The organism is Vibrio sp. YT-19(2023) (assembly GCF_033337395.1).
In genome coordinates this window covers 20,225-44,534 of sequence record NZ_JAWOQN010000018.1, presented here as the reverse complement: position 1 = coordinate 44,534, position 24,310 = coordinate 20,225, and the positions used below count along the sequence as shown (strand labels likewise).

General features: G+C 44.6%; 18 protein-coding genes. 12 read left to right on the top strand and 6 right to left on the bottom strand.

Annotated features, from left to right (window positions below; translation table 11 throughout):
• Positions 1-55: 55 nt before the first annotated feature.
• A complete protein-coding gene (locus R7E78_RS14645; RefSeq protein WP_372036143.1) occupies positions 56-421 on the bottom strand; it encodes a PepSY domain-containing protein in 366 nt (121 codons plus the stop codon).
• Positions 422-576: 155 nt separating this feature from the next.
• Positions 577-2,328: a DEAD/DEAH box helicase gene (locus tag R7E78_RS14640; protein WP_318057993.1), complete on the bottom strand. Its 1,752-nt coding sequence runs from the start codon at positions 2,326-2,328 to the stop codon at positions 577-579.
• Between the two features lie 121 nt (positions 2,329-2,449).
• On the opposite strand from R7E78_RS14640, the gene rsuA reads away from it, so the two are divergent.
• The 3 genes from rsuA to R7E78_RS14625 all read left to right on the top strand — a co-directional run bounded on the left by rsuA (position 2,450) and on the right by R7E78_RS14625 (position 5,452).
• Positions 2,450-3,151, top strand: coding sequence for a 16S rRNA pseudouridine(516) synthase RsuA (rsuA, locus tag R7E78_RS14635; protein WP_318057992.1), 702 nt, complete (start codon positions 2,450-2,452; stop codon positions 3,149-3,151).
• 436 nt (positions 3,152-3,587) lie between these two features.
• On the top strand, positions 3,588-4,790 hold the full coding sequence (locus R7E78_RS14630; protein WP_318057991.1) for a Bcr/CflA family multidrug efflux MFS transporter: 1,203 nt from the start codon (positions 3,588-3,590) through the stop codon (positions 4,788-4,790).
• Entirely contained in the window at positions 4,790-5,452 is a 663-nt protein-coding gene (locus R7E78_RS14625; protein ID WP_017820847.1) for a DUF2913 family protein, read from the top strand. Before R7E78_RS14630 ends, R7E78_RS14625 begins: the two co-directional genes overlap by 1 nt.
• Positions 5,453-5,482: 30 nt before the next feature.
• On the opposite strand, the gene R7E78_RS14620 is transcribed toward R7E78_RS14625, so the two are convergent.
• Positions 5,483-6,934 (bottom strand): DUF2867 domain-containing protein, encoded by a 1,452-nt coding sequence (locus tag R7E78_RS14620; protein ID WP_318057990.1) that lies wholly within the window; start codon positions 6,932-6,934, stop codon positions 5,483-5,485.
• A 94-nt stretch (positions 6,935-7,028) separates the two neighbouring features.
• On the opposite strand from R7E78_RS14620, the gene R7E78_RS14615 reads away from it, so the two are divergent.
• The 8 genes from R7E78_RS14615 to fabV all read left to right on the top strand — a co-directional run bounded on the left by R7E78_RS14615 (position 7,029) and on the right by fabV (position 19,388).
• Positions 7,029-8,405, top strand: coding sequence for an MATE family efflux transporter (locus R7E78_RS14615; RefSeq protein ID WP_017820846.1), 1,377 nt, complete (start codon positions 7,029-7,031; stop codon positions 8,403-8,405).
• A 187-nt stretch (positions 8,406-8,592) separates the two neighbouring features.
• Positions 8,593-9,264 carry an ABC transporter ATP-binding protein gene (locus R7E78_RS14610; protein ID WP_005378040.1) on the top strand — a complete coding sequence of 224 codons (672 nt, stop codon included), beginning with the start codon at positions 8,593-8,595 and terminating at the stop codon, positions 9,262-9,264.
• Complete coding sequence (locus R7E78_RS14605; protein ID WP_033905120.1) at positions 9,245-11,698, top strand: ABC transporter permease; 2,454 nt, start codon at positions 9,245-9,247, stop codon at positions 11,696-11,698. Before R7E78_RS14610 ends, R7E78_RS14605 begins: the two co-directional genes overlap by 20 nt.
• Entirely contained in the window at positions 11,698-12,822 is a 1,125-nt protein-coding gene (locus tag R7E78_RS14600) for a lipocalin-like domain-containing protein (RefSeq protein ID WP_005378036.1), read from the top strand. The genes R7E78_RS14605 and R7E78_RS14600 overlap by 1 nt, the downstream gene beginning before the upstream one ends.
• A gap of 330 nt (positions 12,823-13,152) precedes the next feature.
• A complete protein-coding gene (gene nhaA, locus R7E78_RS14595) occupies positions 13,153-14,304 on the top strand; it encodes a Na+/H+ antiporter NhaA (protein WP_005378034.1) in 1,152 nt (383 codons plus the stop codon).
• A 717-nt stretch (positions 14,305-15,021) separates the two neighbouring features.
• Entirely contained in the window at positions 15,022-15,657 is a 636-nt protein-coding gene (locus tag R7E78_RS14590; RefSeq protein WP_005378033.1) for a TetR/AcrR family transcriptional regulator, read from the top strand.
• Positions 15,658-15,728: 71 nt separating this feature from the next.
• A complete protein-coding gene (locus tag R7E78_RS14585; protein ID WP_017634878.1) occupies positions 15,729-18,011 on the top strand; it encodes an acyl-CoA dehydrogenase in 2,283 nt (760 codons plus the stop codon).
• 174 nt (positions 18,012-18,185) lie between these two features.
• On the top strand, positions 18,186-19,388 hold the full coding sequence (fabV, locus tag R7E78_RS14580) for an enoyl-ACP reductase FabV (protein WP_005388648.1): 1,203 nt from the start codon (positions 18,186-18,188) through the stop codon (positions 19,386-19,388).
• A 78-nt stretch (positions 19,389-19,466) separates the two neighbouring features.
• Here fabV and R7E78_RS14575 read toward each other — a convergent pair whose 3' ends face one another.
• Both R7E78_RS14575 and R7E78_RS14570 read right to left on the bottom strand, forming a co-directional pair.
• Entirely contained in the window at positions 19,467-21,149 is a 1,683-nt protein-coding gene (locus tag R7E78_RS14575; RefSeq protein ID WP_005378028.1) for an aspartate:alanine antiporter, read from the bottom strand.
• Between the two features lie 175 nt (positions 21,150-21,324).
• On the bottom strand, positions 21,325-21,591 hold the full coding sequence (locus R7E78_RS14570; RefSeq protein ID WP_005378026.1) for a GrxA family glutaredoxin: 267 nt from the start codon (positions 21,589-21,591) through the stop codon (positions 21,325-21,327).
• A 377-nt stretch (positions 21,592-21,968) separates the two neighbouring features.
• Here R7E78_RS14570 and R7E78_RS14565 point away from each other — a divergent pair, with 377 nt between their 5' ends.
• Entirely contained in the window at positions 21,969-23,213 is a 1,245-nt protein-coding gene (locus R7E78_RS14565; RefSeq protein ID WP_318057989.1) for an iron-containing alcohol dehydrogenase, read from the top strand.
• Positions 23,214-23,289: 76 nt separating this feature from the next.
• Here the strand turns inward: R7E78_RS14565 and R7E78_RS14560 are convergent, their stop codons facing one another.
• Positions 23,290-24,144 (bottom strand): MurR/RpiR family transcriptional regulator, encoded by an 855-nt coding sequence (locus tag R7E78_RS14560; RefSeq protein ID WP_005378021.1) that lies wholly within the window; start codon positions 24,142-24,144, stop codon positions 23,290-23,292.
• Positions 24,145-24,310 lie beyond the last annotated feature (166 nt).

Here is a 24,310-nt window from a genome sequence, read left to right as displayed (position 1 = left end):
TGGATTTTTATCGAAGTAAGCTACGCATCGTGTCTGGATGACGCATTAGACAAGTTTAGTTGTTTTGCGGCTTTAACGCTTTGTTAAAGCTGCGACCTTTGATCTCAAGCATTTCTAGCGTGGCGGCGTCGTACTCAACTTTCAGGACGCTGTTGTTGTACAGAATTTTCAATTCATACACCCAAGCATCATCATCTTCTTCAAGCTCGACCTTGATGATTCGGCCGTATAGGTCGTTTTCTACTGCGGCGTAAAGTTCCGAAAATGGTCGTATATATCCTTGTTGAACCGCGCGGTAGACCTCATCTTGATCTTCATCGAATTCGATGCGTGTTCCTGGCTTTTCGACATCTTGCACGATGGCGTGGCCATTTTGTGATGTGTACTCGTTGTCATGCTTGGCAAAACTTGGTGCACACATGAATGTCGCAATAAGGCCGAAAAGTAACGCAGAATGTAGAGAAGTCGTTGCTTTATACATAGTCAAACCTTTTCTGGAGCGTTAGCCGCAGTATATCGGATATAGATGAACAGAGAGTGAATCAGCTAATTAAGTTTTGCCATGTGTTGTGGATGTTATTTCAACTCATCTTCAAAAATTTTATCTCGCAGCTTCCAAAAGCGACCAGATTTTCTAGCAATAACAAACTGAGGTAAACGGAAACGATGTTGATTGGCAACAACACGTGTCGGTGAAGCCTCTTCAAAAGGGCGATGCTTGTCTGCTAAGTGGGGGCGTACGAACTGATCTTTAAACGTTTGTTTTTGTTTTTTGGTACTCAATGACCAAAACTCATGAACTAACGCATTGCCTTCGCCTTGGTATGGTTCACCAGAATACGTCACTTTTAGCTGAGATTTACCATCACTGGACTTAAATACAGATAGGTCCATTTCTGTGCATTCAAAGATTAATGCATCTTTGAGATTAAGGGCTTCTTTTAGCTTTTTATCTGGGTCTACGAGCGTCGCATCACACTCATGACAAATTCGTGCAGCGATATCGTTGTCCGCACCACATTCACCGCAGTATTTGGCACGAAAACGGTAGCCACAGTGTTCACGTTCGCCTGTGTCTTCATCTTCAAAGTAACCTTGGCAACGTCTGCCAAAATGTTCAACCAAGAAACCGTTACTATCCAACTTACCCCAGAAGTTGTTATTGAATCCGCAAGCCGGGCAAGGAATCGTGATAATTTCACTGTCAGAGTCTGGTTTGGGATCACCGACTTCAGGTTGGTATAAATCGTAGCTGTTGCCTGCGTAATCAAGCACTAAACATTCTGATTTTCCGTCTGATAAGCGTAATCCTCGTCCTACTATCTGTTGGTACAGACTGACTGACTCTGTTGGTCGCAAAATCGCGATTAAATCGACATGCGGCGCATCAAACCCGGTTGTCAGTACCGAAACATTGACCAAGCATTTTATTTGACGATTCTTGAACGCTTGGATGATCGCATCGCGCTCCGGCGTAGGTGTATCACCAATGACGATTTCAGTTTCGCCTTCTGGCAATAAACCGTGTATCTCCTGTGCGTGTCGAACAGTTGCAGCGAAGATCATGACACCTTGACGTTCTTTCGCATATTGCATGATTTGCTCAACAATTTGTGGAGTCGCACGTTTGGCTTTATCGATCACCATGTCCATTTCTGCTTCTTTGTAGCGTCCGGTGTTAGCGGGCTTCAGCTGAGAGAAGTCGTAAGACAAAACGGGCGCATCCATCATGCGGGCTGGAGTGAGGAAGTTTTCGTCGAGCAAGTAACGGATCGGCAGTTCGAAAATACAATCGCGGAAGAATCGAGGCTCTTCGGTTCGCACTTGACCTCGGGTGTGATACTGATAAATCCAGCCCATTCCTAAACGATAGGGCGTTGCAGTTAGTCCTAGCACCTTAATGCCAGGGTTCAGTTCTCGTAAGTGAGTAATAACTTTTTGGTAGCTGCTGTTTTTGTCATCTGGCACACGATGGCACTCATCAATAACGAGCAGAGAAAACTGGTTTTTGAACGAATCTAAGTTACGTACGACCGATTGAACCGAAGCAAACACGACTTGCTGGTCAGTTTCTTTTCGTCCCAATCCTGCTGAGAAGATGGAACCTTTTAAACCATAACCTTCATACTTTGCGTGGTTTTGCTCGACCAGTTCTTTTACGTGGGCGAGGACTAACACTCGTCCTTTCGCAAGGCGAGCAAGTTCTGCGATCACCAAGCTTTTTCCTGCACCGGTTGGCAGCACGATCACTGCTGGTGTCGAGTGTTTACGAAAGTAATGAATAACGGCTTTAACCGAGTCGGCTTGATAAGGACGAAGTGTGTACATGAAAATATGTGAAATTGCTCAACTATTCGAACGAGGAACGCTATAATACCTGACTTTTATACCCAAGTGACCTTTAAACCAAGATTTAGAGATCACTTGGGTATAATTCAATGAGGTATTCATGCGTTTAGATAAATATTTGTGTGACGCTCTGGGTGCAACACGCAAACAGGCAACAAAGATCATCAAAAGTGGAGACATCACCGTAGACAGTGAGGTTCAAAAAAGTGGTGCATTTAAAGTACCTGAAGGTGCGGAAGTGATGTGGGAAGACCGTGTTATTGGTGCTCCTGGTCCTCGTTACATTATGTTGTATAAGCCTGCTGACTTTGTTTGTTCACATGAAGATGGCTACAACCAAACTGCATTCGCATTGCTTGATGAGCCTAAAATTGAAAACCTTCACTTTGCGGGCCGATTAGATGTCGACACAACTGGTTTAGTGTTGATTACGGATGATGGTAAGTGGTCTCACCGTATTACCTCACCTAAGCATAAGTGTGAGAAAACGTACCGTGTTTGGCTCGTCGATGCTATTCAGCCAGATTACGCGGAAAAGCTCGAACAAGGCATCATTTTGCGCAATGAATCAGAAGCAACATTGCCCGCTCGTTTGGAAATCGTGAACGAGGCCGAGAATGAAGTATTGTTAACTATCGTGGAAGGTAAGTATCACCAAGTGAAACGTATGTTCGCGGCGTTAGGAAATAAAGTTGAGTACTTACATCGTGAGCGTATTGGTTCTATCGAACTTGATGAGGCACTAGAACCAGGTGATTATCGCTACCTCACGCAAGAAGAAATTGATTCTATTTGGAATTAATTGTCGGCATGGGAAATTCTTTAGTTCCTAATAGGAACTAGTCTTTTGGTAGGAATTGGCTCAAAATAAATTTTCCTACCAAAATTAGTGCCTAGACAATTCCGGTGTGCTTACTCATCTCAGTGATATGCCTTTGCATTTAGCTGATGCATGCATACTCTTATTGCAAAGCCTTCGGCTACGGTGAATGGAATGATGGTGTCAACGCCATCATTTTTACTGCATTGTGTTTGTTTCCCATAAACACATTTCGCTTTCACATGCTTTTCTATGTCGAGTTCGTCAAGGTCACACCTTGGTACATATTTGCCCTTATGATTCTCGAACGTTGGATAGAACAGGTTTTTGGCTTCTACATTCAGCGATATGAGAACTTCCGTTATTTTCACTTTGTTCTGCAAGTATTGACGGTAGGGCTCCAACAAGAGGTAAAAGAATGACAGAAAAAGCTCAAAGTGCTCCGCAATCCCAAATCAGTTTTCTATTGTTTCTGGTACTAGGAGCGATTGGTGCTTTGACGCCTTTGGCGATCGATATGTATTTGCCTGCGATGCCAACAATTGCGAAAGGTTTGGGGGTCGCGCCTGGCGCGGTTCAGATTACGTTGACGGCTTATACCGCGGGTTTTGCGATCGGCCAGTTAATTCACGGGCCGCTTGCCGATAGCTTTGGTCGCAGACCTGTGTTGATTTTAGGCGTACTTTTCTTCGGCTTGGCTGCTGTTGTGAGTGCGACAACAAATGGCATTGATGCGCTGACCTATGTACGTACGGCACAAGGTTTTGCTGGCGCGGCAGCGGCGGTCATTATCCAAGCTGTCGTGCGTGACATGTTTGACCGTGAAGACTTTGCACGCGCAATGTCCTTCGTTACTCTGGTCATTACTATTGCGCCGTTGGTGGCACCGATGATCGGTGGCCATCTCGCGATTTGGTTTGGTTGGCGTTCCATTTTTTGGGTACTAGCTATTTTCGCTGTAGTTGTGATTTTTCTCGTACTTTGGAAAATCCCTGAAACGTTACAGCCTGAAAATCGTCAGCCTCTTCGTTTCCGCACGACGCTGAGAAACTACGCCAGATTATGCTCCAATCCTGAAGCGATCGGTTTGATGCTCTCAGGTGCGTTTTCATTTTCCGGAATGTTTGCATTTTTGACGGCGGGTTCTTTTGTTTATATTGATTTATATGGTGTTCGACCAGACCACTTTGGTTACCTATTTGGTTTGAACATTGTGGCGATGATCATCATGACCAGTATTAATGGTCGCTTGGTGAAGAAAGTTGGTTCCCATGCCATGCTTCGTTTTGGGTTGTTCGTGCAACTTTTGGCGGGGATTGGTTTATTCGTAAGTTGGTTAATGGACTTCGGATTATGGGGCATTGTACCTTTTGTTGTGCTGTTTATCGGTACATTGTCGACGATAGGTAGTAACGCGATGGCGCTGCTTTTAAGTGGTTACCCATCAATGGCGGGTACGGCGTCGTCTCTAGCGGGGACATTAAGATTCGGTATCGGTTCATTGGTTGGTGCGCTGGTGGCATCACTGCCCGGGAATGTTGCTTGGCCGATGATCATCGTAATGTTTGCTTGTTCTGTGCTTTCAGCACTGTTTTATTGGACTTTAGGAAGAAAGGCGTAATGTCGAATTACACCAAAGAAATTCAAAACTTGGTTAACTCAGCACTTGAAGAGTTAGATCAAGAGCATCGCTCAGGTAAGTTAGCCAATGCCCCTGTTGCGAATAACCATTATTTAGTGCGTTGGGTAACAAAGGCGCTAAAATCACAACGTTTCGGACGTACGGTAGGCGATGACTTAACGCGTTGGCAAAAAGCAGGTCGCTCAAAGGGGAACGATGCTGGTTTGTTGTTTATCTTTAAACGTATTTCTTCTTTTTATGCGCAATTCTTCCCTGAAGGTGAAGACTCCAAAGTGTTCAAAGATTCAGATATTGAGTCTTTTCTTGATTTGATGGAGCAAGCAGGCTGGGAAGTCTCAACATCTGAGCAACTGATTGGGTGCGGCAAAGTACAAATCTTCACTGAAGGTCAAAACTCTTTAGCGTTATGTGCAGACCAATGCGAAAGCTGTTTTGATGGCGAGTTGCTCGTAAAGCCAATGAGTTGGTTTGTGCGTGGCAATCATGCTGAGTTTGTTGAGAAAGCAGCGCAAGCGGGCTTTATGGTTCATAAGGTAACAGACTACAAATCGATGGTGAAATACCATGGCGAGTACCTTATTTTTCCAGCAAACGAAGGCAACCAGTTAGCCGAAATTCCACTCTCGTTCAAAGCTGACTAAAGTGACATTTTGAGTGTTTAGAAGCCCCTGTTATTGGGGCTTTTTGTTTTCTAAACGGTTTGCTTCTTTCGCGATGGCTTTGACCATGCCTTTAAATATGAAAAGATGGGCTGGCATCATTGCAAACCAATAAAGCAGCCCAAGAAACCCTTGCGGGTGCCACCAGGCGGTAATATCCAGCTCTCGTTCGTCACCGAGATCTTTGATGGTAATTTCTAAACGCCCAAGGCCTGGGCCTTTCATACCAAAAAACAGTGAAAGAAACTGATTATTATCGCAGCGAATCACTTTCCAAGAGTCAATAAAATCACCGACTTTAAGCTCTGGTCCAGGAGGAGAAACGCGAATCGGTTTTCCGCCACCAAAAAAGATATCGAGCCATTCACGTGTACGCCACAAGATGTTGGCAAAGTAATAGCCTTTTTCGCGACTCCCGATCTTTTGCGCCACTTTCCATAATGCCGCAGCGGAGGCATGAGTTTTAATGCTCGCTCCAGCTTGTTTTGGGTAATAACCATATCCTGGTTGCCATCGACGAAGCGCTGCGGGTTCAAACCCCCAGACATTACTGCGTACAAATGTGCCTTCATCTTGAATGGTATCAGTTACCGCTTGCTCGTAGCTGATCAGCGTTTGAGGAAATCGTTCTTCAATCGCTTTGGAGTTTGCAATGTAGTCGTGCTCTAAGCCAGCAAGTAATGCTTTACCGATACTAGTTGGCACTGAGGTAACTAAACCTAGCCAGTACGATGCCATTTTCGGAGTAAGTAGCGGGGTCGACCACAGTCGATACGGCTTGTTCGTGATTCGGCAAATGACTTTGAACTGTTCGCGGTAGCTAAGTGTATCTGGCCCACCAACTTCATAAATTTGACTTTCTTCTGGAGAGGGAGCTTCTGCTAACTTCAACAAATAGTGGTTGAGATTGGGCAAGGCAATAGGGTTCGCTTTTGAGTCGACCCATTTAGGCGCGATCAAAATAGGTAAGTTGTAGACAAAGTCACGCATGATTTCGAAAGCGGCAGAGCCGGGGCCGATGATAACGCCAGCACGCAATTCAGTTACTGGAACACCAGACTGTCGAATTATTTTTCCCGTGGCTTTACGAGCGGCTAAATGGCGAGAGTTTCCGGTTTGAGGTTGAATGGCACTCAAATAGATAACATGCTCGACGGAGCTTTGTTCCAACGCAAATTTGAAGTTCAAAGCAAGGTTTAGTTCGTACTCAACAAAGTCATCACCTTGAGCCATCCCGTGCACGAGAAAAAATACTAAATCAAAATCGTTCACTACAGCCTTCGTGGTCTCTGCGTCAGCCAAGTCGAGATACCTTAACGTTAAATTAGGGTGAGGCTGAGTTCTTGACTCTAAATAATCAATATGTCGCGCCGCTGCTGTGACGGCGTAACCTTTATCTAAAAGTAACGGAAGAAGTTGAGAGCCAATGTAACCCGAGGCGCCTAGTACCAACACCTTTTTCATTATCTGTCCTTTTATCGTTGGTGGAATAAACACCACAGAGTATAATCATGAGACACTTTCCCCATTCTATCAATAAGTTGTCGTTGGAGCGCTTGTGACTTTTCTTTCTCAACTCTCAATACACGCAGATAAAGCATTCTTACGTCGTTTATTTGCAATCGCGTTACCAATTACACTGCAAAGCATGATGTTTTCTAGCCGAAGCCTCGTCGATGTTCTTATGCTTGGTCAACTTGGTGAAGCAGAAATTGCCGCTGTTGGAGTTGCTGCGCGCGCGACTTTCGTCACCACCATCATGTTAGTTGGGGTGACAACGGGCGGTGCGTTGTTAACCGCTCAATATTGGGGGGCTGGCGATAAAGTTGGGGTGCGTCGCAGTACCGCTTTAACATGGATGATCGCAATGATGTTTGCTGCGATTGCTGTTGCTTTGTTTGTTGTTTTTCCACAACTCATCATGAGCTTGACTACCGATTCACAAGAAGTGATTGAATTAGGGGCCAGCTATCTCATTATTTCGTCGGTTAGCATGTTTGCTGTTGCATGTGTGGCCAGTATGTCGGTGGGCCTAAGGGCGATGCACCAACCAGGCCTAAGCACTTTTTTTAGTGGTATAGGCATTTTATCTAATGTGTTTCTTAACTGGGTTTTAATTTTTGGTCAATTAGGCTTTCCTGCTCTGGGTATTACGGGAGCAGCGATCGCAACGGTAATCAGTGGCGCGATCGAAGTAGGTTGCTTGTTTGGTTATCTATGGTTGAAAAAACACATAATCGCATTTGGTTGGGATGATATACGCGCAGGATTGGTCTTAGATAAAATTACGCGTTTCTTGAGCCTCTCTTTGCCAACCACATTTAACTTCTTGGCGTGGGCTGGTGGGCTGTTTGCTTATCACGCCATCATGGGGCAAGCAGGTGTACAAGGTTTGGCGGCACTTTCCGTAATGACACCTGTTGAGTCGATCGCATTGGCGATGATGATTGGTTTATCGAATGCGGCTGCAGTTCTAGTCGGGAACCAGCTCGGCGCTCGTAATTTTGAACCCGTTTATTATCAAGCATGGGCTACGGTCATTTTGAATGTGCTTATCGCATTTGTGGTCGCCGTCTTGTTGATAGTGTCAAATCAATGGATCCTTAATGCGTTTAGTGCACTGACAACAGACACTCGCGAGCTAGCTGAACAGTTTATGGTGATTCTTGCGTTGGGTGTCGTGCTACGCTCGGTGCCGATGATGGCGATTGTTGGTGTATTACGTGCGGGCGGTGATGTTAAGTTTTGTTTGTATCAAGACATCTTGGCGCAGTGGGTGATCGGGATTCCACTCGCAGCATTTGCAGCGATTTATCTCAATTGGGACCCACAATGGGTTTACTTACTCTTTTTGACGGAAGAAGTTGTGAAGTGGGCGATTTGCTTGCCAAGAATGGTTAGCCGAAAATGGATGAAAAACCTGATTGGCCAGTAAGGAGGAACAGAGTTTATTTTGGCTGCAAAAATCTGCTCAAAACGTCAACAAAATTAGCAACAGAAAGTGAATCGAGTTGCATTTGTACTTCCATAGTGTGATCAAGCATTCAAAATACTTTCTACTAACAGGATTTTAGTGTAGATTCTGATCCCAATTTTTAAACACCATCCGAGCGGCATAATCAATGTTAAAACTGTCAGACCTATGTAAAGGCTATGTAGACGGGGGAGAGTTTCACCCTGTATTACAAGGGGCAGAATTAACATTGCAGCAAGGCGACCAAGTTGCTCTGATGGGAGAAAGTGGTTCGGGTAAAAGTACTCTACTGAATTTAATCGCCGGATTGGATACTGCTGACTCTGGTGAAGTGCAGTTTCCAAATTTTGCTATGCATGAAGCACCGGAGCATTTAAGAACCCTTTATCGCCGCAACAATATTGGGAATATCTTCCAACAATTCAACCTGCTTCCTACACTTAATATTGCCGACAATATTCGTTTTTGTCGTCAGTTAAAAGGTCTGCCGGAAGATAAAGAGTTGTGGCGTCAAATTCTTTCTGCTTTGGACTTAATGCCATTGCTAGGACGTTATCCGGAAGAGGCGTCTGGTGGTCAGCAACAACGTGCGGCGATTGCTCGTGCACTCTATATGGAACCCAAAATCCTGCTTGCTGATGAGCCAACTGGTAGTCTAGATGAGCGAAACGCAGAAGCAGTAATGCGCTTATTAACGAGTCTCGCTCGCCAACTGGAGTGTACTTTGCTGTTAGTGACGCACAGTGAAAAAGTGGCCGCCCATATGGAAGGAAAGATTCGACTTCAAGGAGGGCAGCTACATGTTATGGCCCGTAGTTAAGGCACTACTCGGTCATTACCGTCGTTACCCTCTACAAATTATTCTTGTCTGGCTGGGATTAACTTTAGGCGTGTCCCTCCTTGTTGGTGTTACTTCTATCAACCAGCATGCAAAACAAAGTTATGCTACTGGGGAAAAGCTTTTCTCCAATCCTTTGCCATACCGAATCCGAACGAAGCACTCTGCCAATAAAATTCCTCAAGGTTTCTATATTCAGTTACGTCGAGCTGGGTTCAACCAATGTGCACCGTTTGACGTGCTGCATCTAGATGCCAAGACCGATATGAGCCTGATGTTGGTGGGGATAGATCCTGTCGCGATGATCCCACTACAACAAGGAAAATCGCTAGGTGAGATGCCTGTTTTATCACTAATGAAGCCTCCTTATCCTATTCTCGTTAGTCAAGATTTGGCCGCTTACATGAGTTGGCAGGATGGGGACTTCATTGAGATGAATGACGGAAGCCGTCTTGGGCCTATTCAAGTAGATAAGGACAAGATGCTTTCGGGTACTCGGCTGGTTACTGATATATCGTTGTTGCGTATGCTCAAGCGGAGCTCAGGTTTGTCTGCGATTTCTTGTGGCGAAATGCCAGAGGAAAAGCTGATAGCACTGAAAAACATGTTGCCAAACGGAATGACGCTCGTTAGGAATACGCGTACTGAGCTTGAGTCGCTAACTAACGCATTCCATATGAATCTCACCGCGATGGGAATGCTGTCGTTTTTGGTCGGGTTGTTTATTTTTTATCAAGCGATGTCTCTGTCTTTCATCCAGCGACAACGTTTGGTAGGTATTTTGAGACAGACTGGTGTTAACGGAACACAGTTAGCGCAAGCCTTATTGCTAGAGTTGTCTTTGCTCGTCTTTATTGCGTGGGCGTGTGGTAACTTTTTTGGCTTGATCTTAGCGAATGAACTTATCCCAGCAGTGTCTTCGAGCCTGAGTGATTTGTATGATGCCAACGTAGGTTTAACCATAGGATGGTCATGGCAATCTAGCTTATATAGCCTAATCATGGCAGCGATGGGTGCGTTGATATCGTGTCTGTGGCCATTAATCCGTTTGCTGAAGTCACAACCAATCCGCCTTTCTTCTCGACTGTCGCTAATGCGATTTGCTGGAAGAGAGTTCTCTTGGCAGGCGCTTGCGGCATGTGCGTTTTGTGTCGCTGCAATAGCGGTATATCAGGCGCCGAAAACACAAGAAACCGGCTTTGCAATTATTGCGCTGATGTTGGTTAGTGTGGCGTTGTTTATGCCATTTATTATGTGGCATATGTTCCAAAGTTTTTCTTATACCATGCGATGGGTTCGTGTCCGTTGGTTTTTTGCTGATGCAGCAGCCAGCATGAGCTATCGCGGTGTGGCTACGATGGCGTTTATGTTAGCGCTGGCGGCAAACATTGGTGTAGAAACAATGGTCGGAAGCTTTCGAGATACAACCGATAAGTGGCTAAATCAGCGATTAGCGGCTGATGTGTACATCTATCCGACCAACAATTCAGCCGCTAGGATGAGCGCATGGCTCCAGAATCAGCCAGAGGTGAACTCGGTTTGGTGGCGCTGGGAAAAAGATATGCCGACCGAGCACGGTGCTCTACAAGTTGTAAGTACGGGCTCTTCTGAAGGTGAGTTAGACTCACTTACCGTCAAGTTAGGTGTCCCAAATTACTGGTATCAACTGCACGCTACCAAGAGCTTAATGGTCAGTGAGTCGATGGCCTTGAAGCTGGATATCCGCCCTGGCGATTTCATTAACTTGCAAGAACCGCTTGGTGGTGATTGGCAAGTCGTAGGCGTTTACTACGATTATGGAAACCCATATAACCAGGTGATGATGTCGCACCGGAATTGGCTGTATGCATTTGCAGGTACGGGTAATGTTGGTCTTGGCGTAGTATTAAAAGATAACGTCAATGGAGAAGGGCTGAAAAATCGCTTAGAGAATGTATTCCGTCTCCCGCAAGATCGTGTGTTTGATAACGGTAATATTTATAGCCAAGCAATGAGAGTGTTTGATCATACCTTTGCGATAGCAGGAACCTTGGGCAATATCACGCTGATTATTGCCGTGTTTGGTTTATTCTTTGCGACGTTGGCAGGAGAACTTTCACGGCAGCGGCATTTTTCCTTATTAAGGTGCATGGGTGTGTCCGGAAAAGAACTTGTCGTATTAGGTGGTTTGCAGCTATTCGTCTTCGGAGCCATTTCTGCGATTATTGCAGTGCCGCTCGGCTTGGCGCTCGCACATTTGATCGTTGATATTATCATTAAGCAATCATTTGGCTGGTCTCTAGAGCTTCAAACGATTCCATGGGAGTATGTTCAAACCATTGCTTGGGCGATGCTTGCCATCATGGTTGCTGGCGCATTGCCAGTTATTAGAATGATCAAAAGTACACCGATGAAGTCATTAAGGGACGCGTTGTAATGAAAAAAATGGGCTCTAAAAAACGCTTGTTGGTTTCAACGCTCATTGTTGTTACGTTCGCTTTTCTGACTGGGGCTGCTTTTTACTCAACTTTTTGGTTAGAGGCGACAACAACACGAGAAAGCGAACTTGATTCTATCTTAACGCGTGAAAATCAAACGATTTTCGAGCCTGTACTACCTAATGAGCATGTCTCTTTACCCTCAGACTTTCGCTTTCATCCCGAGTATCAGCATGAATGGTGGCACTACTTTGCGAAACTAAAAGATGAGCAAGGCAAGATCTACAATGTTCAATGGAGCTATTTCAGGGTTGCGACGGACGAGCGAGAAACCAGCGGTTGGCAGAACCCTCAATTGTACATTTCACATGTTGTCGTCAGTCATGGCTCGCATGTATGGAAAGAGCAACGGGTAGCTAGAGGTGGGATAGGCCAAGCTGGTATGATCAATCGTCCTTTCAGGTTATGGATTGATAATTGGACTTGGCGATCACTCGGTGCGACGCCTTTCCCGGGCAACTTGAATGTGAATACTGATACGTTTGGACTTGAGCTCAATACCATGACAAACGGCCCCTTTGTGGTGAATGGAGACAAAGGCTTCCAAGTTAAACATGCGTTGCAATCTGTTGCTTCTTTCAGCTTCAGTGCTCCATTTTTAAAAGTAAAAGGCAGCTTAAGCTTAAATGGTAAGCGATTCTCAGTGACGGGTTCTGCTTGGGCGCAAAAAGAGTGGGGCAGCGGCTTAATTGGTGAGGGGCAACAAGGCTGGGATTGGTTTGTTTTCAATTTAGATGATGGTCGAGCATTAACTGTTAGCCGTTATCGTCACCATGGGCAAACACCGCACGTATTTGGCACGTTGTCGACACGCTCAGGTAAAGTCATCAACCTCTCAGACGATGATATCAGTATTAAACCAATGCAAGTGACCAGTTTATCCAATGGAAGAAGGTTACCTTTGCAGTGGATTATCAATATTCCGAAGCATCAAATTAACTTGACTACCCGCATTATCAAGTCAGATATGTGGCTACCCTTTGTAATACCTTACTGGGAAGGGCCTACTTTAGCTTCCGGCTCCAATGAAGCTTGGGGCTTTATGCAGCTGACAGGCTATTGAGTTGTGAAGAAAACCACCCCCTACGGGTGGTTTTTTAGTGCGCGAAGCTTCCTGGCTTTTTCTCAAAAGTACGGGGTTATCATGATGGTACAAGCCGTGTTATGCTGATTTTCTCATCATCTTGATAAATATTTGGTGCGACAAAAACAAATACGATCTCCGATCAAAATTGAGTGTCATGTTGGAAAATACGATGTATAGTAAACTTAACATCGAAAAAACCGAAGTTTATACTCTGAAGAAGCGATTATTCTAAAGTTTTCGACAGCTATACACTCTTATCACTCTTTGTTAATCGTTTATTAAGATAATAAATATAAGGACGAAACCATGAACGATGTCATTCGTGACTTTTTCAAAATGGAATCAGCAGGTGGTATTCTTCTCGTAATTGCAGCGGCAATTGCGATGACCATTGCTAACTCACCGCTGGGCGAAACTTATCAATCTGTACTGCATACTTATGTATTCGGTATGTCAGTTTCTCACTGGATTAATGACGGCCTAATGGCTGTTTTCTTCTTACTTATTGGCCTTGAAGTGAAGCGAGAGCTACTTGAAGGAGCGCTAAAATCAAAAGAAACCGCAATTTTCCCTGCGATTGCAGCGGTTGGTGGTATGTTAGCCCCTGCTCTTATTTACGTTGCGTTTAATGCTAACGACCCAGAGGCGGTTTCTGGCTGGGCCATTCCAGCTGCGACGGATATTGCATTTGCTCTAGGTATCATGGCGCTACTAGGTAAGCGCGTACCAGTAAGCCTTAAAGTGTTTTTGTTAGCTCTCGCTATCATCGACGATTTAGGCGTGGTTGTTATTATTGCACTGTTTTACACAGGTGATCTTTCTAGCATGGCGCTGCTTGTTGGCTTCATCATGACTGGTGTCCTGTTCATGTTGAATGCGAAGGAAGTAACGAAACTGACGCCATACATGATAGTCGGCGCGATCTTATGGTTTGCGGTACTTAAATCTGGTGTTCACGCAACACTTGCAGGCGTAGTGATCGGCTTTGCTATTCCTCTTAAGGGTAAACAGGGCGAACATTCCCCACTTAAGCACATGGAGCATGCACTTCATCCATACGTGGCATTTGGTATCTTACCTCTATTCGCATTTGCAAATGCGGGGATTTCGCTAGAAGGCGTATCGATGTCAGGCCTAACTTCAATGCTGCCATTAGGTATTGCTTTGGGGCTACTGGTTGGTAAGCCTCTAGGTATCTTCACCTTTAGTTGGGCTGCTGTGAAAATGGGTGTAGCTAAGCTACCGGAAGGCATTAACTTCAAGCATATCTTTGCGGTATCTGTGTTGTGTGGTATCGGTTTTACAATGTCTATATTCATTTCCTCTTTAGCGTTTGGAAATGTAAGCCCTGAGTTTGATACCTATGCTCGACTAGGTATCTTAATGGGCTCGACGACAGCCGCGTTACTTGGCTACGCGTTACTGCACTTTTCTTTGCCTAAGAAAGCGCAAGCGTAAGATACACACTGTTTAGTAAAGCCTCCCATTCGGGAGGCTTTTTTATGTCTGCAGATTGGCACATCAACCACTTCAGGGTGGTTACTTTTGTGACCAACTAAGGTCTAGCTTATGGAGTCGGGGCAAATCACCGAAAGGGGCGTTTGGTAAATCTATAGGCGAAAAAAAGCCCAGCCGAAAATTTGACTGGGCGGATACAAACATAGGAGTTAATAAGAAAAAAGCAGCAACGTAACAATTAGATGGAAACAAGTTTGACGGCCAGTGAAACTTCAAATGCCCTAACTGTTACGTATATTCAGACCGAGCCTTTTCCAAACAGTTCCATTTTTTTTCAAAAAATTTCTACTTAATGCTTTCTAGCTTCTTACACATCCGAAAGTAATAGAAAAATCGAGATGGATTACCAACTTGGCGAAGTTACTAACTTCTGTGTTTCTAATTTTATCTTCCCTAGAACCGAAGATGTATTTCATACTCTCGTCGCTCACTCCGAGCCGCCATGGCTATTGTTAGCGTTTCAATTGCGCTGGACTGAGAAATTTGATCGTTTCCTTCTGACAAGCTTCACTGGAGTATTCGATTGAATTTCAAAAGATTAGATCACACCTTTTACTGCCTGGTCAGACCAATTGGTTAAAGTGTGATGTTAATCATTTGTTAATCTTAAGTTTCGGGAGTATATTTTCAAACAGTTGTTTAATACGAGTGATTAAAATGGCCCCGAGAACATCAACAAAAGAAAAAATACTCGATGTCGCAGAAGGACTCTTTGCTGAACATGGCTTTAATGATACTTCGCTAAGAACGATAACAGGTAAAGCTAACGTTAACTTAGCATCGGTAAACTATCACTTTGGCGATAAAAAAACGCTGGTTAGAGCGGTTTTAGATAGGTATTTAGAAGCACTAATGCCGAGCATTAAGACTTCATTAATTGAGCTAAACACGCGCGATAGCTACAACATGGACGATGTCTTTGAGTCATTGCGATTACCTTTACGTACATTAAATGATGTACGCCCAAATGGTACTGCGCTATTTATGTTGTTAATTGGCCGCGGTTATACAGACGTTCAAGGTCATCTACGCTGGTTCATTACCACCAGATACGAAGAGGTACTGAACCTTTTCACTTTCTCGATAATGAAGGCGAACCCGGAACTATGTGAAGAACAGTTGTTTTGGCGACTGCACTTCACGTTAGGAACCTGTGTATTTACGATGGCTTCAAGCCAAGCTCTTTCGGAGCTGGCAGAAAGTAAGTTTGAAAAGGAAGTCGATGTGAAATCTGTCGTCGATTTACTGATTCCATATTTGTCAGCAGGAATGTCAGCAAAGCAGTTGGCATAAGACAAATAAGAAAGTTAAACCAATAATAAGATTATACCCCGAGCGGTTACGTGAACAAAAGGATCTGAACTATGAGCTCTCTACGAAGAAAATGGATTAGTGACCCGGCTTTTAAAGTGTTCAAAAAAGTATTGCCACCTCTGTCTAGCACCGAGAAAGAGGCGATGGAAGCGGGTAGTGTATGGTGGGATGCCGAACTATTCTCAGGCAAGCCAAACTTTACAACATTGCATCATTATCCAACGCCTACACTGACGGCAGAAGAGCAGTCATTTATGGATAATGAGCTTGAGACCCTGCTAGAAATGCTTGATGACCAGAAGATTGTCAAAGAAGACAGGGATTTACCGCCTGAAGTATGGGAGTACCTACGTAAAGAGCGATTTTTCTCTTTGATCATCTCGAAAGCATATGGTGGTCGTGAATTTTCCGCTTTGGCGAACTCAACCATTGTTTCTCGTATTGCGACTCGAAGTATCAGTACCGCGGTATCGGTAATGGTACCGAACTCTCTTGGTCCTGGTGAGCTGCTATCGCACTATGGTACGCAAGAGCAAAAAGATTACTGGTTGCCTCGTTTAGCTGATGGTACAGACATCCCTTGTTTCGCCCTAACTGGCCCTGAAGCGGGTTCTGATGCGGGTGGCATACCTGATCAAGGCGTGGTTTGTTACGGCACCCATGAAGGCAAAGAAGTGCTTGGCGTGCGAGTTAGTTGGAATAAACGCTACATCACGCTTGCGCCAGTTGCGACAGTGCTCGGGTTAGCATTTAAACTGCAGGATCCTGAAGGGCTACTTGGTGACAAGAAAGAGGTTGGCATTACATGTGCGTTGATTCCCGCTGACCATGAAGGTGTCGAGATAGGCGAACGCCATGATCCTCTGGGGTCTGCGTTTATGAATGGTCCTACTCGTGGTGAAGATGTCTTCATCCCTATGGACTGGTTGATCGGTGGCGCTGATTATGCAGGTAAAGGTTGGCGTATGCTGGTTGAGTGTCTTTCTGCTGGTCGCGGTATCTCTCTCCCAGCGCTTGGCACAGCGATTGGTCACCTTACTACACGTACAACAGGTGCTTATGCTTACGTGCGTAAACAGTTTGGAATGTCGATCGGTAAGTTTGAAGGTGTTGCAGAAGCAATGGGGCGCATTGGTGGTCTTACTTACCTACTAGAAGCGACGCGTACGCTAACGACGACTTCTCTCGATATGAAAGAAAAACCTGGGATTGTAACCGCGATTGCCAAGTACCACATGACGGAAATCGCGCGTACCATTCTAAATGATTCGTTTGATATCCATGCGGGTCGTGCGATTCAAGATGGTCCAATGAACTATCTTGCTAAACATTACCTTGGTATCCCGGTTGCTATCACTGTTGAAGGCGCGAATATTCTGACTCGTAACCTGATGATTTTTGGTCAAGGTGCGACTCGATGTCACCCATATGTTCTAAAAGAAATGGAAGCTGCGGCGAATCCAGATTCTGAACAAGGTGCGAAAGAATTTGACAACTTACTCTTTAAACACATCAAGCACGCTCTCGGTAATACATTCGGTGCATTTGGTGCAGCACTAACTGGTTCTCGATTTGTTAACGCGCACATGAGTGGTCCAACGCAGCAATACTACAAAGACATTACTCGTCTCAGTCGTGCACTTGCAGTAAGTGCAGACTTTGCGATGTTAACCTTAGGTGGAGACTTGAAGCGTAAAGAAATGATCTCCGCACGTTTGGGTGATGGATTAAGCTATCTATATATGGCATCTGCTGCCTTGAAAAAGTATGAAGATGAAGGCCGTCAACAAGGCGATCTAGACTTCGTTCATTACGCTGTTCAACACTGTTTGTATAACGCTTCTAAGTCATTAAATGAGGCTTACACCAACTTCCCTGTGAAATACGTTGGCGGTGTGCTTAAGGGGCTATTGTTCCCGCTTGGTAATCATTTCAATAAGCCAAGTGATGAGCTGTGTGTGAATTTGGCTGAAGCGATGATGACACCAGGCGCGCAACGTGATCGCCTCACGCATCTGTGCTACATCGGAAAATCAGAGGATGACAGCGTAGGCTTAATGGAGAATGCATTCCTTGCAATGTACGACATTAAACCTTTGGAGCGTAAACTTATGAAGGCTGCGAAGGATGGTAAAGTGGCTCGTAAAGGTTTGCTGCATGACCGTTTGCAGCAAGCATTTGAAGCAGGCGTGTTAACTGAGCAAGAAATTGATCAAATCATGGCTGCAGATAAATTGCGCTACAAGGCGATTCAAGTTGACCACTTTAGTCATGACTTTTCTGAAGTGCGAACTCATAGCCCAAAAAAGTCGCAGTTGAATCCGGCGGCATAATAGACAACTAATGTTAAGAAAAGCACCTCAATGAGGTGCTTTTTTGTATTCTTGGGGAGTGGATGGTGGGATAGTGCTCCAACCACTTGCCTTTTAAGAGCATTTTTACAGAAATTAGATGCGAAATCCCAACGAAACTTTTATCCTAACAAGGTTTTTTAAAGGAAGTTGAATATGATCATCAAACCTAGAATTCGTGGATTTATCTGTACTACAACGCACCCTGTTGGTTGTGAAGCTAACGTAAAAGAACAAATTGCGTACACCAAAGCGCAAGGTCCAATCAAAAACGCACCTAAGCGTGTTCTTGTTGTTGGTGCATCAAGTGGCTACGGTTTATCTTCTCGTATCGCTGCGGCATTTGGTGGCGGTGCATCAACTATCGGTGTTTTCTTCGAAAAAGAAGGTACTGAGAAGAAGCCAGGTACAGCAGGTTTTTACAATGCCGCTGCTTTTGAAAAGCTAGCGCGTGAAGAAGGTCTGTACGCAAAAAGCTTAAACGGCGACGCTTTCTCAAATGAAGCGAAACAGAAAACTATCGAGCTGATCAAAGAAGACTTAGGTCAAATCGATATGGTGGTTTACTCACTGGCATCTCCAGTACGTAAAATGCCAGAAACTGGTGAATTAGTTCGTTCATCTCTTAAACCTATCGGTGAAACTTACACATCAACGGCTGTTGATACCAACAAAGATGTGATCATCGAAGCTAGCGTTGAGCCTGCAACAGAAGAAGAAATCAAAGACACTGTCACTGTAATGGGCGGTGAAGATTGGGAACTTTGGATCAATGCGTTGTCTGATGCTGGTGTTCTTGCTGAAGGTTGTAAGACCGTCGCGTACAGCTACATTGGTACTGAGCTAACTTGGCCAATTTATTGGGATGGTGCACTAGGTAAAGCAAAAATGGACCTAGACCGTGCAGCGAAAGCGCTAAACGACAAGTTAGCAGCAACAGGTGGTAGTGCCAATGTTGCGGTACTTAAATCTGTTGTAACTCAGGCGAGTTCTGCAATTCCTGTTATGCCACTGTACATCGCAATGGTATTCAAGAAAATGCGCGAAGAAGGTGTACACGAAGGCTGTATGGAACAAATCTACCGTATGTTCAGCCAACGTCTATACAAAGAAGACGGTAGCGCGGCAGAAGTTGATGAGATGAACCGTCTACGTCTGGATGACTGGGAACTTCGTGACGACATTCAGCAGCACTGTCGTGAGCTATGGCCTCAAATTACGACTGAGAATCTAAAAGAGCTGACTGACTACGTTGAGTACAAAGAAGAGTTCTTGAAACTATTTGGTTTCGGCGTTGAAGGCGTAGATTACGAAGCGGATGTGAATCCAGCAGTTGAAGCAGACTTCATTCAAATCTAATCGAATCACAGACTAGATAACCAATAAACAAAAGGCGCTCATTGAGCGCCTTTTTGTATTTCACAGTCAAAGTGAGTATTAACTTAGTATTATCAGAATCGTACCAGCTAGCGTCATTAAAATATTTGCAATCGCATAGGTACCCGCATAACCAAGGGCTGGGATGGTGGACTTAGCGTAGTCGTTAACGACATCCATAGCCGGAGCGCAAGTACGGGCGCCAATAATGGCACCGAAGAGCAGGGCACGGTTCATCTTGAGTACGTGTGCGCCAACTAAGTAAGCCAGAACTACAGGCACAACACTGACAATAAATGCCAAACCAATGACTTTTGGTCCTACTTGCGTTAGGTGCTCGAACATCTTTCCACCTGCACTTAGACCAATTCCCACCATAAAGAACATTAACCCTAGATCTTTGACCATATTCAGCGCCCCTTGTGGGACATAACCGAAAGTAGGGTGATTTGCTCGTAAGAAACCAAGCGTAATACCGGACAACAGAAGACCCACCGCATTACCCAAACTGAAAGACACCTGACCGAACGTCATTGTGATGAGGCCAAACAGAATACCCAAAATAAAGAAGCTACAAAAAGCGAGCAAATCGGCCATTTGACTGTGGATCGAGATGAAACCGATTTTTTCCGCCAGTCCATGTACTCGGCTTTTCTCGCCGCTCACTTGAAGGACGTCCCCTTTAGCGAGCACAATGTCTAAGTCCATAGGCATTTCAATCTGAGCGCGAACTACGCGGTTTAAGAAACAGCCAAACTCAGACAAATTCAAATCCGATAAACGCTTACCAGCGATAGCGTCACTTTTTACGACGATTTCTTCTTCAACGATGCGCAAATCAAGCAAGTTACGGTCGAATACTTCTTTACCATTACGGAAGCTAGGGTCTAAGCGAGCATGGCTGTCAGGGAAGCCAACCAGTGCAATTTCATCTCCCTCTTGCAAGATAGCATCACCATCTGGGTGGGCGAGAATACCATTGCGGCGGATTCGTTCAATGTAACAGCCAGTTTGACGATAAATACCCAGTTCTCGTAAGTTTTTACCATCAGTCCAGTCAATTAGCTCTGGGCCCACTCGGTAAGCTCGAATAATGGGTAAATACACTTTTCTCTGGCTTGAATTTCCAAGGCCACGCTCTTGTGCGATTTGCTGCGCGGAATCAGAAAGGTTTTGTTTTTGCAGTTTTGGCAACAATTTAGCAAACATGATCATGCTAATTAAGCCGACCAGATAAGCCATCGCGTAGCCTACGGATAGATTTTCTAATACCAGAGAAAATTCCATATTCCGCGGTATAGTCGCAAGGCCAGAGTTAAGAGCATCTTGTGCACCAACCAGTACTGGCGTTGCGGTCAATGCGCCTGCCATCATACCGGCGGATAAGCCAAAATCGAGGCCGAAATAGTGACTCAAGCCATACGTTAAGCTGACCGCAGACACGAGAACAGTCATGCTTAAAATAAAATAATGCTTACCATCTCTGAAGAATATACCAAAAAAGTTTGGTCCAGCTTCAATGCCAACGCAGTAGATAAACAGCATAAAGCCAATGGTTAAAGCTTCTGCATTAAATGAGAAACCAAGGTGGCCCATTACCAAAGAGGTAATAAGAACGCCAATAGAGTTGCCTAATTGTAATTTGCCAAATCGAATTTTTCCGATGGCAAGGCCAATGGCTAATACGACGAAGATTAGAAGGATAGGGTTTTGCTCGAGAAGGTATACGACGTCTATGTTCACTGTGTGGCTCGGTAGAGTGTGTGCCAAAAAAGATTAAGAACTGTGAATTGTAACTAAATATAGCAAAAAGATAAGTGAATTTTTTTAGGTTTTACCATTAGTTGACTTAACGTAATAACCAGCTGAAAAATAATAAAAAAGCCGCATGAAGCGGCTTTTTTGAAAACAGTCTTTATTACTCGTCAAATAGACCTAGGTGCTCTTTCGCGTATGCTTCGAACTCGTCGCAGCCACCGATGTGCTCTTGGTCGATAAAGATCTGAGGAACGGTTTCAACTGGTTTACCAACTGTTTTCTCAAGATCTGCTTTAGAAATACCTTCAGCGTGAATATCAACGTAACGGTAGTTGAAGTCATCACGTTTTGCTTTTAGCGTTTCTGCGTGCTCTTTTGCACGAACACAGAAAGGACATGCAGGGCGACCAAAGATAACAACGAACATAATCTTATTTCTCCTAAATCTATTCTTTTTTGAAAGCGTACAAAACATAGCGGCTGAGTGCGCTTTCTTTTGTTGGAGTAACTATGCCCGATCCAGATACGGAAATAAAGCGGCAATTACCTCTTGGTTCTATAGGTGAAATCTATCGAATAAAAACTAAACGCACGTGCTTATTTTACGACTCTGAAGTATGTGAAGTGACGCATAAAAAACATACATTCTAAAGGGTTAATGATGGCAAGGTGGAATTGGTCAATTTTTTTTGTTTAAAAAAATAGCAATCTATTTTGGCTATACGCAAATAACTTCAACTCTTACATAAGTGTTAAATCAGAGGGCGAGAGGTTATTTGGGTATATTCTTTTGGGAGGGTGTGTATGTTTCAGTTTATGACTGCAACAAGGATTATATTTGGTGAAGGTGCACTTCAATCTTCATTATCCGTTATTAACCAATTTGGCTACAGTGTTTTGCTGGTTACTGGGCAGGATACCCAACGAGCCACCCCCATTATCCAATATCTTAAAGCTCAAAATATGCGTTACCAGCACGTAGCTATCGTTGGTGAACCATACATCACGATGGTAGAAGAGACCGCAGTGCTCGGTAGAAAATTCCAACCTGATATGGTAGTTGCGATAGGTGGTGGCAGCGTCATCGATATGGGCAAAGCCTTAGCTGCCATTATTCCCAATCAAGGCAATGTTTACGATTACGTAGAAGTGGTAGGAAGAAGCGTCCCTTTAAAAGCAAAGCCTCTTCATTTTATTGCAATTCCTACGACAGCAAGCACCGGTTCAGAAGTGACCAGAAATGCTGTGCTGAAATCTGGACAAGATAAAGTGAAAGTGAGTCTTCGAAGCCCTGATATGCTCGCAGACGTTGCCATTGTAGACCCGACACTTACTTACGGGACCGACCAATACACATCTGGACGTGGCGCAATGGATGCGTTCACTCATTTAATGGAAGCGTATGTGTGTGGTGAGCCAAACCCTCTTACTGATATGGTCTGCGAAGAGGGGCTACGCCGTTTAAGCCGTTCAGTGATTGCCGCTTGTAAGCAAGATAATCATAAGGCGCGCTCTGATTTATCGTTTGCTGCATTGCTTGGTGGTATGGCGATTACTAATGCCAAATTAGGTGCCGCTCATGGGTTAGCATCGGCGTTAGGAGGCAAGTTAGACGCCCCCCATAGCGTTATTACGGCTCGCCTAGCTCCGCACGTGATGCAGGAGAACATTAACGCCGCTAAACTCGCGGGTAGGAATGATGTGATAAGTCGTTATCGCAAGCTGGCCCAATTAGTCACTGAGCGAGTAAATGCTAACGAACACGATGGAATTCTTTGGGTAAATATGGTGCTAGATAAGTTAGCGTTACCGCTACTGGCTCAATTTGGAGTATGCCAAACCTCTTTTGAGCAAGTGGCGAATGATGCGCTTAAATCAATGGCAATCAAAGGGAATCCTTTACCTCTTAATCAGGAACGTTTGATACACATATTGCAGCAAGTCTGTGATTGTAGCGGAGAGTGCGCAGCTCAGAGTGCACAACATGTCAGTTCTGTTGAAGTACTGGAATCAAGAACGGACTTATCGAGTGTCAACGACTTAGGGTGATTGCTCCCTTAGCAGCATTAAAACAAAAGGGGAGCCTTGAGCTCCCCTAGATAAAGTATTGACTAAGCTTTAGTGCTTAGTACTGGCTTAATTTGTCATAGCGACTGTCTTTCAACGCATCTTTTACGCGTTTTAGGTTCTCACGGAAACCTGTACCACGGCGAAGAGTGAAGCCAGTTGCTAGCACATCAATCACTGTCATTTGTACAACTCGGCTTGCCATTGGCATGTAAACATCGGTATCTTCTGGAATATCGAGCGTAATGGCCAGCGAGCTTGCCTTTTCTAGAGGAGAATCCTTCGCTGTAATCGCAATAACCGTTGCGCCATTTTCACGAGCAAGGTTCGCTATTTCTACCTGACTCTTTGTTCGACCGGTATGAGAAATAAGAACCACAACATCATTATCACTGCAGTTGATACAACTCATGCGCTGCATAACAATATCTTCAAAACAAGTAATTGGAATATTAAAGCGAATAAACTTGTTTTGTGCGTCTCGGGCAACAGAAGATGATGCACCAAGGCCAAAGAATGAAATGCGCTTCGCTTGCGTTAGCAAATCGACCGCACGGTTCACTTGCATTGGATCTAGGCTATTTTTCGCGACATCTAAACACGCCATCGTCGATTCGAAAATCTTATGGGTGTACGCGTCTGGGCCATCGTCTTCTTCCACATTACGGTTAACGTAAGGGGTGCCGTTGGCTAGGCTCTGTGCCAAGTGAAGCTTAAAATCTGGAAAGCCCTTGGTGTCCAGACGACGACAGAAGCGGTTTACAGTGGGCTCACTAACGTCGGCCATTTTAGCCAGCGTTGCAATGCTTGAATGAATTGCAGTTTGTGGAGACGCCATAATTACTTCCGCAACTTTGCGCTCTGACTTACTGAAATTCTCCAGGTTTTTTTGAATTTTTTCTAATGTATTCATAGTGTTCACGAGGGTATAGAGAACAACTCGCTGGCTCTGCTAACGAAAGGAAACACGAAGATTCCGGAGTAGAGTGGGGCGTTAACGAAAACAACCAGCGCCATAGAATCAGTATAAACCTGATCTTCAATCAGTCTAAACCAATAACGGGTACTATTTAGTGAGA

What these genes read in the sequence shown, in the direction of transcription:
- R7E78_RS14645 (WP_372036143.1), bottom strand. Translation starts at nt 421, where the DNA reads ATGTGTGCACCAAGTTTTGCCAAGCATGACAACGAGTACACATCACAA.
- R7E78_RS14640 (WP_318057993.1), bottom strand. Translation starts at nt 2,328, where the DNA reads ATGTACACACTTCGTCCTTATCAAGCCGACTCGGTTAAAGCCGTTATT.
- rsuA (WP_318057992.1), top strand. Translation starts at nt 2,450, where the DNA reads ATGCGTTTAGATAAATATTTGTGTGACGCTCTGGGTGCAACACGCAAA.
- R7E78_RS14630 (WP_318057991.1), top strand. Translation starts at nt 3,588, where the DNA reads ATGACAGAAAAAGCTCAAAGTGCTCCGCAATCCCAAATCAGTTTTCTA.
- R7E78_RS14625 (WP_017820847.1), top strand. Translation starts at nt 4,790, where the DNA reads ATGTCGAATTACACCAAAGAAATTCAAAACTTGGTTAACTCAGCACTT.
- R7E78_RS14620 (WP_318057990.1), bottom strand. Translation starts at nt 6,934, where the DNA reads ATGAAAAAGGTGTTGGTACTAGGCGCCTCGGGTTACATTGGCTCTCAA.
- R7E78_RS14610 (WP_005378040.1), top strand. Translation starts at nt 8,593, where the DNA reads ATGTTAAAACTGTCAGACCTATGTAAAGGCTATGTAGACGGGGGAGAG.
- R7E78_RS14605 (WP_033905120.1), top strand. Translation starts at nt 9,245, where the DNA reads ATGTTATGGCCCGTAGTTAAGGCACTACTCGGTCATTACCGTCGTTAC.
- R7E78_RS14600 (WP_005378036.1), top strand. Translation starts at nt 11,698, where the DNA reads ATGAAAAAAATGGGCTCTAAAAAACGCTTGTTGGTTTCAACGCTCATT.
- nhaA (WP_005378034.1), top strand. Translation starts at nt 13,153, where the DNA reads ATGAACGATGTCATTCGTGACTTTTTCAAAATGGAATCAGCAGGTGGT.
- R7E78_RS14590 (WP_005378033.1), top strand. Translation starts at nt 15,022, where the DNA reads ATGGCCCCGAGAACATCAACAAAAGAAAAAATACTCGATGTCGCAGAA.
- R7E78_RS14585 (WP_017634878.1), top strand. Translation starts at nt 15,729, where the DNA reads ATGAGCTCTCTACGAAGAAAATGGATTAGTGACCCGGCTTTTAAAGTG.
- fabV (WP_005388648.1), top strand. Translation starts at nt 18,186, where the DNA reads ATGATCATCAAACCTAGAATTCGTGGATTTATCTGTACTACAACGCAC.
- R7E78_RS14570 (WP_005378026.1), bottom strand. Translation starts at nt 21,591, where the DNA reads ATGTTCGTTGTTATCTTTGGTCGCCCTGCATGTCCTTTCTGTGTTCGT.
- R7E78_RS14565 (WP_318057989.1), top strand. Translation starts at nt 21,969, where the DNA reads ATGTTTCAGTTTATGACTGCAACAAGGATTATATTTGGTGAAGGTGCA.
- R7E78_RS14560 (WP_005378021.1), bottom strand. Translation starts at nt 24,144, where the DNA reads ATGAATACATTAGAAAAAATTCAAAAAAACCTGGAGAATTTCAGTAAG.